We start from the raw sequence: 15086 nt of genomic DNA, 5'->3' as shown, positions 1-15086 counted from the left end.
GGTAGCGTCATTTGAAAGTCTAGATGTTCCGTAACAACCGCTCTACCCGACAAGAGGCTATCTGTTTTGTTGTGATTATTTTGTGCTTCTTACAATTTGAAAAATCATCCATCCCTGTAACCCCTTTCGTAAAAATAAAAAAATCTACTCAAATGTCTAAAGGTACACACTTTAAAAATTTGGTAGATGTTTATTCAATAGTATTCTTGTTACATCGATCCGTCCAAGCTTTAACTTCGCTAGACATGAACTTACTCTAGTTGGAACCTTCGTCGATAACAACTGCTGACCAGTGCATAATGTCTCCATTATTTTACGGCGGTAATCTTAATTCTAGCGGTAGCCTCACCTACCCTCAAAATCAATACTCACTAAGTATAGGAGCCTTTAGAAGCTTTGTCAATTTTTTCATTTGCTAACTTTTGCTACCCAAACTTTTTTATCTATTCCAGATGAGACATTGCGCTATGATATGTCGCAAAATGTCATAAGAAAAATAGAACCACACCATCTTCAGCAACCGCAATGTGCATCCCTTCCATAAAAAATCCCTCGACCATTCACGGTCAAGGGATAGGTGGTATCTATATTGATAAGCTTTCTTTGTTAATATATCGCGCAATACCCGCAAGAACTCCGATACCTAGCGCTATTAAAAGTGTGCCATTCATTAATGATATATGCATCATACCAGTCTTCGGTAATTTTTTGCTAGGAACATTGCCATTTGGTTCATTTGGCTTTTTGGGTTCATGTGGCACATTTGGTTCATGCGGTACATTGGGTTCGTGCGGTACATTGGGTTTATTTGGAGGACAAGCGCTGTTCACGATTGTGTATCCGTCTTTCATTGTGCCAGTAATTGCCACATGATACCAGTTGTCGGCAATTTTTATTGTATCTTTATCCGTTGTGCCAACTTCTTTGACTGTATAGTCATAATCTACTGGATGTGCAACTGCTTCATAGACTGGCAAGTCTTTAAATGTAACGCTCCAATTATTCGCCGCATTCAATTCTACCATTTGACCCGTTGATGCACCATTACGATAAAGTTCGACTTGAATTGCATCTGTCGGCGCAACAATCGTCTGACCTTTATCATCATGCCACTGCTTAGTAACATGAAGGTCTCGCGTTGGAGGAGCAAGTGGCGTCAGTGGCTCTGATGGAACCACCGTATTCGTTAATACAAAGCCATCCGCTGCATTGCCCTCTACCGCACTTGTATAACCTTCAATCTTTTCTTCTTGAATTGAGTAATGAATTGCTTCGCCATCTGCTTGCGTTGGAAGGTCGGAAAATGTCGTCTGCCAATTATTAGCTTCATTTAATTCACGCATTTCGACAACCTTATCATCATTGGCAATCAATTTGATTGTAATAGCTGCTGGGCGTGTATGTTCAGCATTTTCATTATCTTTCCATTTCTTCTGCACAGTAACTTGCGTCTCTTCATCTTCGACTCCAATCGTTACCGTTCCATTACTGCCAATACCGCCGCCGCGCGTTGCGGAAGTGTTGCCAGAAATAATAACTTTTGCAAGACTTTGTGTGAAAGCATTGCCAGCAGAGTCTGCATATAATGAAAGGCTGGTGCCCATTGTCAGCTTCCCTTCATATTTGTCATCTTCAAGCAATGTGCCATCTGATTTAGTCCAGCGATAAGGTACACCACCAAGCATACGTTTGGATAATTTATACTCTGGAATGCCTCCATGAAGACCGCGGACTGGATCAGATAATAAGTAGAAATCTTTTCCAGCAATCTGTGTATGATTGCCATAGATGGCACCACCATCATTGACATACATTTTAGTCTTGGCAATTGGGCAAGCTGCTAGTCCTGCACCTTGCAATTTGGCAGTGTTGTCAGTGATGAGTACATTTTTTAAGTATAATTCACCATTAGCACCATTGACCCCGTACAAATTATTAGCACCATTGACGTAGATGCCGCCACCGCCGAAGTCATCATTAGTCACTCCTGTGCCACTCATCGTATTGTTTGTAATCTTACCGCTAGAGATATAAGCTTTAGAAATTCCACCTTGGAAATATTTCGCTTGGATAAATAATCCCCCGCCAGCAGCTCCTGCAGTGTTACCATCAATTGTGCCACCTGTCATATTAAATATATTGCCAGCGCCCCACTGGTTAGAGCCGATACTGATACCGCCACCGATCTCATGAGAGAAATTGTTAAGAACCGCTGCATCGCCTGACATATTGAGCGTTGAGGCTGCCTCTGCAGCAATTCCACCACCAGCAGCATAATATTGTGTTCCACTTCCAGAATTATAGCTCACAAGCTCACAACGATTATCTCTAACAATTCCGGACGAGAAATTCATAGTTGACCGATTTAAATAGATGCCTCCGCCATAAGTGCTTGGTTGCCTTCAATCAGTCCACCCATCATATTGAGGGTTGCACCAAAAATACCAAGTGCTCCACCTCTTGTTGGTAAGTCGACTGATGTTTTATTTTTATTATTTTTCAAAATGGTTCCTTCATTAATATCAACAACTGCGCCATCTCTGGCTTCAATCAACGGTTTAATTGTCGTTGTATTACCCTCAGAATTCCCATCAATCACAATATTAGTAAAAGTTGCATGCTGACCAGCATCAACTTGTAATAATTGAGCATTAAATTGATCGCCTCGCACTAATATCGCATTAGTCCCTGCAAGGCTGACCTCACCTGAAACAGTCGTTATCCCTATAACGATAATGCGCTTAACTGTCTGATGCGCTGTCGCTAATTCTTTTGCTTTGGCAAAGGTCTTGACAGCTTGTGCTTGTGTCGTGCCATCAAAAGTGTCTTGGCCTATTGCACCATTCAGATATATAACGTCAGAGATTTCGCCTGCTTTTTGAGCATCTGGCACTGTCTCTTCTTCCATCTCTAAAGCAATAGGTGCGATATCTTTTTCTTCTGTCTCTTCGGTCGCACTATCTATTTCTGACGCCTTAGCTTCTTCGCCTGCATTATCTGCTTCGGTCGCTATCGGCTTTTCTACTGTAACAGCTTCATGGTCTTCATCAGAGTTAACAACTTGTGCTACTTGTTCTGACTCTACTTGCTCATCTACTAATGCTGGCACTTCTTGTTGTGATACCATCTGATCAGTCAATGTACTGGCTGGGTCAGTCTGTGCAAAAGCAACAAGTCCAGGTAAGACTTGACTGAGCAGTAGCGCGAAAAATGCTACAATAGAAAGCAACTTGCTCTTACCATTCATACGTATCCTTCCTCTCTAACACATCTTTCACACAATAGCTATCAAAAATTAAAAGCGGTAACCATTATTCATGGTTACGCTCTTTTTTTATGATAGCTCATTGCATGCGTGCATTATATCACAAACTTTTTTCATTTACTACCTCGCATAGCATAAGAAATTGAAGAAGAATGCGTCATCACACAAAAAGGCCACTACATCAACAAGTAGCGACCATGCGCCATACATTGTGATATAGGACCTTTTGGGAAGGATATTTAAGCATAATTTGGCCAAACAATCATCTTATAAGCTTTCTGCGCTACGAGATAAATAACTAAATAAACAACGACAAACACTGCTGACACGACAGCCAGATGTTCCAAATAAACCATATGAGAACGCACTAAGAAAATGCGTAACATCACCGACAACATATGACTGGCGAACAAATTATGAACAACCGCTACAAGAATTGGCGACAAAAAGACGGACCGCATCTGTTTTTGGATCGTATGGGTCGCCATTTTCTCGCTGACTCCTAATTTTTGTAAAATGAGATAGCGGCGGCGATCTTCTTCTGCTTCATTCACTTGTTTGTAATAAAGAACAAAACTCGTAATAACTGTAAAGATAATGGAGAGCAAGATACCAATGAAGAGCAAACCTCCTGAAAAAATTTCCAAAAATTGAGCCAATTCTTTTTGAGAAACATATTCCATCTCATGTGAAGCAGCAAATGCTTGCAAAGTTTCCGATAGATGTTGGCCTGCCTTTTCGTCAATGAATAAGTCATAACGCAAAGCATTGCCGAACCCTTCATTATTTGCATTTTTAGCAATGATCTCGCCCATAGGATCATAAGTATCAAACACGAGGAATATTTTTTCAAGTGCCATATTCTTAGCGCTCTTATCTTTAATCGGTCGGGTCATATAGGTCTTGCCCCCAATACGGATGGACTGCAAGTGGCGAATTTCAGGGCGCGATGCATAGTAGTAGACTTCACCAGCTTGCAGATCAGGCAATTTTACATCGAAGGCCCGCTCATAGTAATCCTTAGTCGTAACTGTTAAATAGTTGACATGCTCAGCAGAGATCTTTTCCTGCTGCAGATCATAATCAATTACTCCATCCTGATCGATCTTAATTAGTCGTGAAGCAGTAATAAATGGACGATATGAGATATCCGCATCCAATGTCTGGGTAATGGATTGTTCCTTTTCCTCAATCATATCTTTTGTCGGAATCTCCTCCTTAGAATAATCAGGAAAATAATAAGTTAGCTCATAATCACTCTCTAGATTCGCATCTTTCAAGCCGATACCAAGACTGTAGCTTCCTGTGATCGTTAGAATAACGGCCGAACATAAGATAGCAATGGTTGCAAGGCTTATGCTGCCACTTTTCATGCGATACATTAAGTTGGATAGTGATAAGAAATTTTCTTTCTTATAGTAGATATGGGAATTAGCCCGTAACATTTTAAGGACAAAGATTGAACCTGCAATAAATAAACAATAAGTCCCTATCACAACTAACACAATGGCCACAAATAGTGTTACAATTGCTTCGAGCGGATTTTTGATTGTGAGAGCCAAATAGTAGCCTCCCCCCAATGTCAATAGCCCGAGAATAAAGAGCAGTACATTCACTTGAGGTTCTTTTTCAGCTTTTTTATCATAAGACATCAATTCTGCTGGCGACTTCCGTGCAACGTGCACAATATTCAAAAACAAATTTCCAATGCAGCCCAGCATCAAGACACCTAAGGTAATAAGTAGTGCTTTGGGATCAAATTTGAAGTGGGTCAAAGACTCTAATGTCATATGCAAAAAGCGTGTCAGTGATAAAAATGAAATGACCCCTATCACATAGCCTGTCAATGTTGTTAAGGTAGCTGTCACTAAAAAGAGGCAGAGTGATTCTTTTCCAAGCATTTCTATAATATGCTTTTTCTCAAGGCCAAGCACTTGATATAGTGACAATTCACGTGCACGGCGTTTGAATAAGAAACGTTGAACATATAATGTGAAGATTAGTGCAATAACTGAAGAAACTACAGCCCCAAAAGTGATAAAAGAGACCAAATGTTCATTGCGCGTGCGCACATATTCATTGTCAATCAATGAATAAAAGACAAAGATCAATGCATAGATAACAGCACTTGCAACGATGAAGATCCAATTATTTTTGCGGTTAGCACGCAAATTTTGGGAAACGAGTCGATTAATCATTTTCTTCGCCTCCCCCAGTGCGATTAAGTAACGTGAGCGAATTGGCAATTTTTTCGGCAAAATCAGCCGACGATAATTCCCCGCGATATATTTCGTGGTAGATAATGCCATCTTTGATAAATAGAACACGTTTGGCAGAAGACGCTGCTTTAATCGAGTGCGTAACCATCAGCAATGTATGTCCTTCTTCATTTAAACGCGAAAAAACGTCCATCACAGCATTAGCTGATTTACTATCAAGCTGTCCCGTTGGCTCATCCGCCAGTAGCAATGTTGGATCGTTAATTAAAGCGCGTGCAATAGCGACACGCTGCTTTTGGCCACCAGAGATTTCATTGACTGATTTTTCCAGAAGTGGTTCGATATTTAATTTCTGAGCGATACGGTCAATTTTCTGATCGAAGCTTTTAGGATCGACATCTGACAAGACTAGCGGCAATAAGATATTATCGCGAACATTAAAGGTCTCAATTAAGTTGAAATCTTGAAAGACAAAGCCGAGCCGTTCTCTTCTAAAGGTCGCAATCTCTGTTGGATTCATAGCTTCGATATTTTTCCCGTCAATAAAAATCTGCCCAGACGTTGGTGTTTCGAGCGTTGCGATACTATTGAGCAATGTACTTTTTCCTGAGCCACTTTCGCCCATAATGGCGACAAATTCATGAGCATCGACCGTGCAATTCACATCGCGCAGCGCTTCGGTTTGTGTCTTAGGATAGACTTTTCTTAAATGATTAACTTCCAATACTTTCATAGTCGTTACCTCCTAATATTTTAGCTATGCTTATTATAGATAACGCCCATTCTGTTAGCTTTTATCTAACCTTACAATATTGCGAAGCGAACCTTACAATTTTGAAAGCGTGGGAAAATGAATGCGAAATTCGCTAAAATGCTGTTCAACTGAAGAGAATACTTCCACTGGATGATCTAATTTTTGTGAAATTTGCTGGACCACATACAACCCAATCCCTGATGATTTATGCGAATTCATCTGATTGCCTGCTGAATATCCACGCGAGAAGATGATGGCCTGCTTTTCTTCGGCAATGCCTAGCCCTTTGTCCCTAATAAAGAAATAATCTGCCTCAAATCCGATCGTAATCTCTGTACCAGATGCATATTTCAAGGCATTATTCAATAATTGTTCGATCATAATCTCCAAATAATTCGCATCTGTTACAACCTTTTGGCAAAAAGGCTTATAGACAAGCTTAGTCCCTGATGAAATAAAATGGGTGCGATATTTTTTTAAGAGTTTGTTGACAATATGCGATATTTCAACGCTTCTAATTTCCATATCTGCAGAAAAATCCGACAATTTTAAATAAGTAAGCGCCATTTCTGTATAATTTTCAATCGCAATAATGAGCATCTTCAATGTTTCTTTTTCTTTTTGGCCTAATGATTCTGCAAGCAGTGCCAAAGATGTGAGCAGTGTCTTAATCTGATGAAGCCAAATAAGAAAATAGTCGCGTAAATCATTGCGATAGCGGATCTTTTCCTCTTCTTCTGTGCGCACTTGTCGCTTTAGCTGCACAATTTCGGCACGATAGTCGGCTTGTCGCTTATAAAAAGAAAATGAAAGGAGCGTATAATATGTCGCAATCAGTCCATAAAGGAGGAGCAACACAAAATAAGCATCTGCTGGCATCTCAAATAAATATAATATGCCCATCGTTGATAAAAGAAGCAGTGCTAGTAAAATATATTCGCCTTTTTTCTCTTTAAAATAATTAGAGATCTTCTTCATTGAATTTATACCCTACATTCTTTTTGGTTTCGATCACATCAGGTAATCCAATACTTGCCAGTTTTTTGCGTAAACGACTCATATTGACAAAGAGCGTATTATCATCAATAAATTGTTCACTTTCCCAACAAGTGTCAATAAGATCATTGCCTGAGACATAGTGATTTTTCTTCGTCCACAGTGCATTTAGTAGCAAATTTTCTGTCTTCGTTAATTCCACCTTCTTATGATGATAGGTAAGTGTCAATTTTGTTTCATCATAGTCAATTTTACTTTTTAAATCAGACGCACCATCATACATATAAGTTCGCCGCAATAATGCTTTAATTTTGGAAATAACAAGACTCATCGCAAAAGGTTTAACAATAAAATCATCTGCCCCCATCTCGATCGCCATAATCTGCGTCATCTGATCTGCCTGCGATGAAATAAAAATAATGGGTACTTGGGAGATTTTGCGTATTTCTTGCGTAAAATAATATCCATCAAATATAGGTAATTTAATATCCATTAAGACTAGTTGCGGACATTCTTGTTGGAACGTTGCCAATGTCTGATGAAAATCGTCCACTTCCGCCACTATAAAGCCCCATTTTTCTAATTCGTCCCCTAGCATCTGGCGGATAAAATGATCATCTTCAACAATTAATATTTTCATCAGGGTCCCTCCTTTATTGGCTAATTTTTGCAATATATGATTTTACTCAGGTGCCAAGCTCCTTGTGGCATTTTAATTCATAAGTTATTTCTATTTTATTATGTTTTAGCGAAATGGCAAAACTTTCTCTTATTTTTGAGCAAATAAAAAGGATTTCGCATTGAAATCCTTTGTTCTCTTATTTATGTTCAGTTTGTGCAGAAGTACTTAGTGCTAGCGCGGATGCATTGTCCCAAGCAAAAAATAGCGCAACTGCTAAAAGTAATATAATAGAGCAAGCATGAAATCTGCTATAATGTGCCATAATTGCCATTTGAGGCTGTGTCTTTATTGGCAATGTATGCGTAGGGATAGAAGCTGAATATTTTGTCGATGTCAACGATTCAACAGGGGCAGCCACTGCTTTTTGAGTCTGCACTTCAGATGAGGCAGAAAAGTCTGACACTTCCTGAGAATTCATCGCCAAACTCGTAATCCATAGCACTAATCCCGCCGCGACTACAATAGGTAATACATAGATTTGGATATATTTTTTCATATTTTATGGCTCACTTTCTAAAGGAGTTAAGAAGATGCTTATTTCAGCATGCTCCTTCTCCTATCAGGTAGCTATTTTTAATATTTAGCCTTACCTTAATTATTAAATATCTATCTAAATTTTGCAACTTTTTTCAACACATTTGAATTTTTTTCGGTCACGGTCATCGAATGATTGGCAGCCTTTTATTTTATGGTATACTACAGATGAAATCTTAAAGAACAAGTGAGGGATTGTATGAAAAAAGCATGGCGTAGAGTGTTGCAAGTAATCGGAGTTGCCTTAATTCTTATTGGACTCTTTCAACTGGCAGCACCAAGTATCTCTAATTGGCTCATTGAGCATAATATTATTAAACAAGAAGAAGTCTATGACGGACTATCAGCGGATGACCTTGCAAAAAACAAAAAAACAAAAGCGGAATTCGACTTTGGAACAGTAACCGCTATTAATCCGTCCGAAACATTGCTCGATCCTAAGAATATTGATCCAAACCTAATTATTGGCAAGCTCTATATTCCAAGTATCAGCGTGAATTTGACATTATTTAAAGGACTCGATAATAGTATCTTGAATGCTGGGGTTGGCACTATGCGCCCAGATCAAGAGATGGGCAAAGGCAACTATCCTATTGCGGGACATTGGATGGGGCGTGATGATTTATTGCTTTCAGCACTTAAACATATGCGTGAAGGGGACAAAATCTACATTACCGACAAAGACAAAATCTATGAATATGAAATGTATGAGATGAAAGTCGTCCATGAAACAGAAATTGGCTGGATTGAAGACCAAGTAGCGGAAGAACATGGCTCCCCTATTATCTCATTAATGAACTGCGTCTACGAAAAAAATAAAGGCTTCGGCTTCAGTGATACAGGCAATCGCCGCTTCGTCTTCGGTGAATTAAAAGATATTCGCGACTATGACGCTTCTGAATTTGAGAAAAAAGCAAAAAAACCAAAGAAAAAACCGCAGAAAAAAGAAGGAGCTGTATCGAATCATCCGGCTCAGACATTCTCGGATGCTGCTTAATTTAAAGATTTAAAAAAATGTCAAACCTTAAAAGGTTTGACATTTTTTAAGTTATTGAATTACTGAATGCTAATTATTGAGGCAGCTACTTCTTAAGTGCTTGACGGTCAAAGATGCCAACTGATTCAATATACACCTTGTCGCGATCGGCGGGGTTGCGCGTCAACATAAAGCGATCAGGCACACGGTCAACACCCCCTTGGTGAAAAGGATGACAACGCAAAATACGGCAAATCGTCATGATACTTCCTTTAATAGCTCCATGCTTTTTGATAGCATCTCGCCCATATTGCGAGCATGTTGGATAGTAAATGCATGAAGGTTGCTTATGTATAGACACTTCACATTGATAGAAATGAATGGCTCTAAGCAAGCCTTTTTGTAGCAAATTCATCGCATTCCCTCCTTTTTCTCTCTTCTATTATCAAACAAAGACATGGCACAATCAATATTTGCCACTTGGTTTCATAACTATTATTCCAGTCCAAAAAAGCATAGCCTGAACTCAGGCTATGCTTTGAATCACTTGGGCAATATGTCACATTAGATCTCTAATTGAAAGATATTATCTACTGTACGTTTGACATAGCGTGCACCACGTATCGCATCATACAGATGGTCGCCCTCTTTTTTGAAGACTTTTTGATTAGAAATCGTGTCCATTGCCGCTCTGACCTGCGCCTCTTCTAATTCAAGAAGCGGGTGATTAATCGCTAATGTACGTTTTTTCCCTTCAGCAGTTTGAAATTGCAACTCTAATTTAATCGTTTCATTCATCTTTTAATTCCTCCTAATGCTTATAATACATCGTCAATGCGGTAGATCTCGGAAATTGTCATGCCATCCAATTTTTCTGGACATAAGGTTGCGATTGCTCTTCCTACGGCACCCATTTGATCGGCCGTTGCATCTTGCACCACATTCCCATACCCCATTCGACGACTATTCCCTTTCTCATCTACAAAATTTAAGTTCATGCGACTGGATTGCCAAATTTTTTCCATGTATATCATCCTTTATTTTGAATTTGTCAGGCCTTGACACCCTTAACAACGAAAGAAAGCTCTAAATGGGTCGCCTTTTCTGTAATATTTTAGAAACATTTGAAACCTTTTTGCAAAATAAGCTTTTAACGGTTGCCTTTTTTTGATATACTGACTCTACAGTTGACAAAAATGTTAGAAATAAGGAAGTGTCAGTCATTATGGAAAAGGCGAAGCGCATTCGGCTTCTGCTCTTAGTGCTTGGTGTATTATTAATGGCGCTGGGCATCTATTTTCATCAAAAAATGTTTACCATGAAAAAGTGCAAGCTCGTATCGCAGAAGTAACAGAAAAAACAAAACAGCAAGATGTTGTAGAAAGTGATTTTCCCGGAATTCATATTGCAACATATGCAACGGAGTCAGAAGATTTTCGCCGCTTTATTCAAAAGCCGCTCTTTGACGAAGAAATACTCAATGCACCCGTCGATGATTATATTGAAGAAGTGGTCGCTACTTTTAATGCATCCGTTACGGACACGCTTAAAGTGGCTGGGCTGGACGAATTGGACATGATACCGAACTTGTCCATTAATTTCGAAATTTATCCATTTGGGCATAACCTTTATTCCATTGTATTCACTATTCATGAATTTTTTGGTGGGAATACACAAGATTTACGCACCAAGATTTTTCTTGTAAATTTGAATGAAAAAGAAATGCTCAACCCTAAGGAATTAGTAACTGAAGATGCCCCCGAGGCTATTTGGCATCAAGTCAAAGAGCAACTGGTCGCACAAGATGAACTCGCTGATTATTTTATGGAAGAATTCTTTGATGAGAATATAACACCCGAAGATATTCTTGAGAAAATGTATATCACTGAAGATGCTATTCATTTTATCTTTGATAAATATACTGTAGCCGCTGGTGCAGCAGGTATACCCGAAGCAGTCTTTACACTGGATGATTTTCATACTCATTTCAATGAAGCATTCAATACAATGCTTGGCTACATTAAAAATGTTCCTGGACGCGTTGCCGTCAGCGGTGCTGATCGTTGGGATCACATTGATAAACCTCATATTATCACGCATCGGCCTGAAGCGGGCAAAAAAGTCGCTCTGACCTTTGATGATGGGCCACACCCTACTAATACGTTGGCGGTTTTAGATTTGCTCGCCAAATATCATGCAAAAGGTACATTCTTCATGATTGGTACATCGGTGAATTTCTACCCAGACCTTGTCGCTAAAGTCATCGAAAATGGACATGAAGTGGGGGAACATTCTTGGACACACCGCGATTTTACAACACTTGATGCCGCAAGCATCCAACAGGAATTCGATCAATCAGATGCCGCATTCCATAAAGTAAGTCCTTGGACGCCGACACTTTTCCGTCCGCCTTATGGTGCATATAATGATGCAGTCAGTCAAGCCATTGGCGAGCGCCATATTGTGCTATGGTCCATTGACACGCTCGACTGGCAATCACACAATCCACAAGCTATTTTAGAACATGTCAAAAATAACTTGCATGACGGTGCCATTATTCTAATGCATGATGTGCATGATACATCTGTGCCAGGACTAGCCTTAGTGCTTGAATATCTTCAAAGTCAAGGCTACGAAATGGTTACAGTGTCCGAACTTTATAATGATTAAAATAAAAAAGCCACGCTATACAGCGCGGCTTTTTTTATTTTAATGATGAATTAAGTTGCAGCGGCATTGCCCTGGAATACAATGACAGTCAACTTCTGTTGGAGCCATTTCCATTTTTTTCGCTACAATATCTTGGATGACTTTCACGTCAGATTTGCTGAGCGGATGTGTTTCAATGAGATATTGAATGAGCGCTCCTGCTTCTTTGGCACATATCATAGAAAATAGCGTGTCCGCTGCTTCTTGCGCCATTTCTTCTTCTGAAATGATTGGTGTATAAATAAAGCTACGTTTTTCTTTCGCAATCGAAAGCACTTGTTTATCCACTAAGCGGCGCAATAAGGTCTTAATTGTTGCGGGCTTCCAATTCATCTTATCGCCTAAGATTTCGATAACTTCTCTACTTTTGACATGGTCATGCGCCCATACAACGCGCATCACTTCCCATTCTGCTGGACTTATAGAATGATGACTCATGACACTCCCCCCATTGATTTCTTTATTGGATTAAATTTACAAGCTATTCCACACCCTGTCAACTGTAAAACACAAATGCATTTTTTGGATCGCTCTTTTTGATTTAAGGATGCAAATAATTTGCATCTTGCAGATATCCTTCATTGACACCATGGACTATTAGAATAAGAGCAATTCTTTCAATGAATGAAAGGCACTCAGCGGGACTTTCTCAGACAAAAGACTGATTTTAAGAAAAAGGTTTGACAACTAAGTGTATTAATCATATAATACAGAAAAGAAATGTTAGAATGCATTGATTGAATTCTATTGAGGAGGGGAGCTCTAAGTTATTTTTATTATATTTTTTTGTTCATAGTGTATTAAGAGGTTGATACATTATATTATGGAATGAAGGGAGTGTGTGCAATGGCAAAACCTACATTTAATATGCGTGAACCCATCTATCAACAGATTATTCAGTACATTAAAAAAATGATGATCTACGGTCAAATCAAACCCGGCGATGAATTACCATCGCGGCGTGAATTAGCACGCTATCTCGATGTCAACCCCAATACAGTACAACGAGCATTCAGCGAAATGGAAGAACGCCACTGGATTTATACGGAGGCAGGACGCCCAAGTCGCGTGACAGAAAATCATTCATTAATTGAAGAGATGAAAGCGGAGTGGCTAAATTTAACAATTCATGAATTTTTTGAAGCGTTGCGCCGCGTGGACATTCCATTTGAAACGGTGGAACGCCAATTACAACAAGAAATGAATTGTCTAATTAAAGAGGAGGATTCACATGATTGAAATAAAAAATGTTCATAAGTCATTTGGGCGAAAACATGTCTTAAAAGGTGTGAACTTTGAAGTACCCAAAGGACAAATTACCGCACTTATCGGCGTAAATGGTGTCGGAAAAACGACCTTACTCCAACATATTATGCGCCTCACCCCAATGGATCAGGGCGAAATTCTCATTGATGGTCGCAAAATGAAATCTGATCTTTTTGAGAAAGTCTGCTTTATTCCAGACAGTCCTGTTATGTTGCCCGAAATGACCATTCGCGATTCAATGAATTTCATGGCGGATTATTATGACTGCTGGAATGAAGAGCGTGCACTGGATATCTTACGCTTTTTCAACTTAAAAGAAACGGATCGTCTTAGCGACTTATCAAAAGGGAATGTGGCAAAAGCGAATATGCTCTTTGGTTTTGCGCTTGATACAGACTATATTCTGATGGATGAACCTTTTAGCGGTGTCGATATCTTTACCCGTGAAGAGATTACCAATATCTTCTCTTCTTATCTTGTCAAAGATCGCGGGGTGCTCATCACAACACATGAAATTAATGAAATTGAAAAAACTGTTGATCGCGTAGTCATTATCGAAGAGGGACAAATTGTTACGACATTTGATGTCGAAGATATGCGTGCCGAAAAAGGAAAATCCATTGTTGATGTCTTGAGTGACTTGCACCACCGCGGGGACACACTGGCGGAGTTCGATCAGCACCTCGTCGATCCAAAAGCAAAATCGCCCTTCCCAATGGAGAACTTCTTAGATGATGACGGCTTTGAGGCATCTGCCGAAACTGATGATGCATCTCCTTTTGAGCAATCATTAGAAAAAAGCAAGCAAGAAACGATGAAAGGAGAGAAAAAATAATGAAAAAGTTTTTCAACCTTTTTGCATTTGAATATAATCGTCTGACAAAAATATTATTTCCTGGACTTTTGATCGCTTTAGGCATTGAAGGGGCTGCTTTATGCACGAAGGTCTACCAATATACACGCTCAGTAAAGCATGTCTTGCTTAGCAATCCGACACTTTCAACAGATGAGGTGCTCACACAAGTAAATGGACAATTCAGTGTAGGCGGCTTTTTTGAATCACCTTTTCTTTTCTTTCCACTTTTAGGAATTGCTGCTATTTTTGTCTTTTATGCCATTTATACATGGTATCGTGACTGGTTCGGCAAGAATACATTCATCTACCGTCTGCTCATGTTGCCAGTGCCTCGCCTTTTTGTATATTGTGCAAAAGTCTTAGCATTTCTAGTCGGTGGTTTGACGGCACTAATGGCACAATTCTTAGCCTTTTATCTTTTTGAAAAGATAGTTATATTACTCGTTGCACCAGAATATTTGGATCCTACACCGATTACGCTATTTATCACAAGCATTATGCCAAGCGCTTTATTTTATTCCAATGAGGTCATAGATATTGTTAGCTTATTCTTATCATCTATTTCATTTTTATCTGTACTCTTTACGATGATCTTGGCAGAACGCAGTTTCCGTATGAAAGGACTGTTAGCGGGCGCTTTATTATTCGGCGCTTACCTTGCGTCTTACGTATTCGTTAGCACACATTCGCTATTTTATACGGTCTTTCACTTTTATCTGTTGCCAAGTGAACAGCTGATGGGTACTTTATTGGTACATACAGTCTGGTTGATACTATCGGCATTTATCAGTCGCTACTTGCTTGAACAGAAAGTAACCGTCTAGTAGAA

General features: G+C 39.4%; 16 protein-coding genes and 1 riboswitch. Of the genes, 5 read left to right on the top strand and 11 right to left on the bottom strand.

The window, feature by feature from the left end:
- Positions 1 to 209 precede the first annotated feature (209 nt).
- A riboswitch (M-box (ykoK) riboswitch) is annotated at positions 210 to 364 on the bottom strand.
- 220 nt (positions 365 to 584) lie between these two features.
- The 7 genes from C231_RS07670 to C231_RS0102725 form a co-directional block, all read right to left on the bottom strand.
- A complete protein-coding gene (locus C231_RS07670; RefSeq protein WP_018659129.1) occupies positions 585 to 2354 on the bottom strand; it encodes a Cna B-type domain-containing protein in 1770 nt (589 codons plus the stop codon).
- An 11-nt stretch (positions 2355 to 2365) separates the two neighbouring features.
- Positions 2366 to 3247 (bottom strand): hypothetical protein, encoded by an 882-nt coding sequence (locus C231_RS08200; RefSeq protein WP_018659128.1) that lies wholly within the window; start codon positions 3245 to 3247, stop codon positions 2366 to 2368.
- A gap of 257 nt (positions 3248 to 3504) precedes the next feature.
- Entirely contained in the window at positions 3505 to 5463 is a 1959-nt protein-coding gene (locus C231_RS0102745; protein WP_018659127.1) for an ABC transporter permease, read from the bottom strand.
- Positions 5456 to 6217 carry an ABC transporter ATP-binding protein gene (locus C231_RS0102740; protein WP_018659126.1) on the bottom strand — a complete coding sequence of 254 codons (762 nt, stop codon included), beginning with the start codon at positions 6215 to 6217 and terminating at the stop codon, positions 5456 to 5458. The genes C231_RS0102745 and C231_RS0102740 overlap by 8 nt, the downstream gene beginning before the upstream one ends.
- A gap of 93 nt (positions 6218 to 6310) precedes the next feature.
- Entirely contained in the window at positions 6311 to 7216 is a 906-nt protein-coding gene (locus tag C231_RS0102735; protein WP_018659125.1) for a sensor histidine kinase, read from the bottom strand.
- The gene (locus C231_RS0102730) at positions 7200 to 7874 is read right to left on the bottom strand and encodes a response regulator transcription factor (protein ID WP_018659124.1); all 675 of its coding nucleotides are present in this window, start codon (positions 7872 to 7874) and stop codon (positions 7200 to 7202) included. Before C231_RS0102730 ends, C231_RS0102735 begins: the two co-directional genes overlap by 17 nt.
- 178 nt (positions 7875 to 8052) lie before the next feature.
- A complete protein-coding gene (locus C231_RS0102725) occupies positions 8053 to 8412 on the bottom strand; it encodes a hypothetical protein (protein WP_018659123.1) in 360 nt (119 codons plus the stop codon).
- Between the two features lie 237 nt (positions 8413 to 8649).
- Here C231_RS0102725 and C231_RS07665 point away from each other — a divergent pair, with 237 nt between their 5' ends.
- Positions 8650 to 9447 carry a class A sortase gene (locus C231_RS07665; RefSeq protein WP_018659122.1) on the top strand — a complete coding sequence of 266 codons (798 nt, stop codon included), beginning with the start codon at positions 8650 to 8652 and terminating at the stop codon, positions 9445 to 9447.
- Between the two features lie 85 nt (positions 9448 to 9532).
- Here C231_RS07665 and yidD read toward each other — a convergent pair whose 3' ends face one another.
- The 3 genes from yidD to C231_RS0102705 form a co-directional block, all read right to left on the bottom strand.
- Entirely contained in the window at positions 9533 to 9841 is a 309-nt protein-coding gene (gene yidD / locus C231_RS0102715) for a membrane protein insertion efficiency factor YidD (protein ID WP_018659121.1), read from the bottom strand.
- A gap of 149 nt (positions 9842 to 9990) precedes the next feature.
- Positions 9991 to 10224 carry a DUF2922 domain-containing protein gene (locus C231_RS0102710; protein WP_018659120.1) on the bottom strand — a complete coding sequence of 78 codons (234 nt, stop codon included), beginning with the start codon at positions 10222 to 10224 and terminating at the stop codon, positions 9991 to 9993.
- Positions 10225 to 10244: 20 nt separating this feature from the next.
- A complete protein-coding gene (locus tag C231_RS0102705) occupies positions 10245 to 10451 on the bottom strand; it encodes a DUF1659 domain-containing protein (protein WP_018659119.1) in 207 nt (68 codons plus the stop codon).
- 301 nt (positions 10452 to 10752) lie between these two features.
- Here C231_RS0102705 and C231_RS08195 point away from each other — a divergent pair, with 301 nt between their 5' ends.
- Positions 10753 to 12096: a polysaccharide deacetylase family protein gene (locus tag C231_RS08195; RefSeq protein WP_018659118.1), complete on the top strand. Its 1344-nt coding sequence runs from the start codon at positions 10753 to 10755 to the stop codon at positions 12094 to 12096.
- 39 nt (positions 12097 to 12135) lie between these two features.
- Here the strand turns inward: C231_RS08195 and C231_RS0102695 are convergent, their stop codons facing one another.
- On the bottom strand, positions 12136 to 12573 hold the full coding sequence (locus C231_RS0102695) for a CopY/TcrY family copper transport repressor (RefSeq protein WP_018659117.1): 438 nt from the start codon (positions 12571 to 12573) through the stop codon (positions 12136 to 12138).
- A 408-nt stretch (positions 12574 to 12981) separates the two neighbouring features.
- Between C231_RS0102695 and C231_RS0102690 the strand changes: the two genes are divergently transcribed.
- Genes C231_RS0102690 through C231_RS08190 form a run of 3 tightly spaced genes read left to right on the top strand, consistent with a single transcriptional unit; the run spans position 12982 to position 15081 of the window.
- Positions 12982 to 13374, top strand: a complete 393-nt coding sequence (locus C231_RS0102690) for a GntR family transcriptional regulator (RefSeq protein WP_018659116.1) — start codon at positions 12982 to 12984, stop codon at positions 13372 to 13374.
- Positions 13367 to 14236 (top strand): ABC transporter ATP-binding protein, encoded by an 870-nt coding sequence (locus C231_RS07655; protein ID WP_018659115.1) that lies wholly within the window; start codon positions 13367 to 13369, stop codon positions 14234 to 14236. The genes C231_RS0102690 and C231_RS07655 overlap by 8 nt, the downstream gene beginning before the upstream one ends.
- Complete coding sequence (locus C231_RS08190) at positions 14236 to 15081, top strand: hypothetical protein (RefSeq protein WP_018659114.1); 846 nt, start codon at positions 14236 to 14238, stop codon at positions 15079 to 15081. Before C231_RS07655 ends, C231_RS08190 begins: the two co-directional genes overlap by 1 nt.
- Positions 15082 to 15086: the final 5 nt, after the last annotated feature.

It is taken from the genome of Allofustis seminis DSM 15817, assembly GCF_000374325.1.
Taxonomy (GTDB): Bacteria; Bacillota; Bacilli; order Lactobacillales; family Carnobacteriaceae_A; genus Allofustis; species Allofustis seminis.
This window is presented reverse-complemented; position numbering and strand designations above follow the sequence as displayed.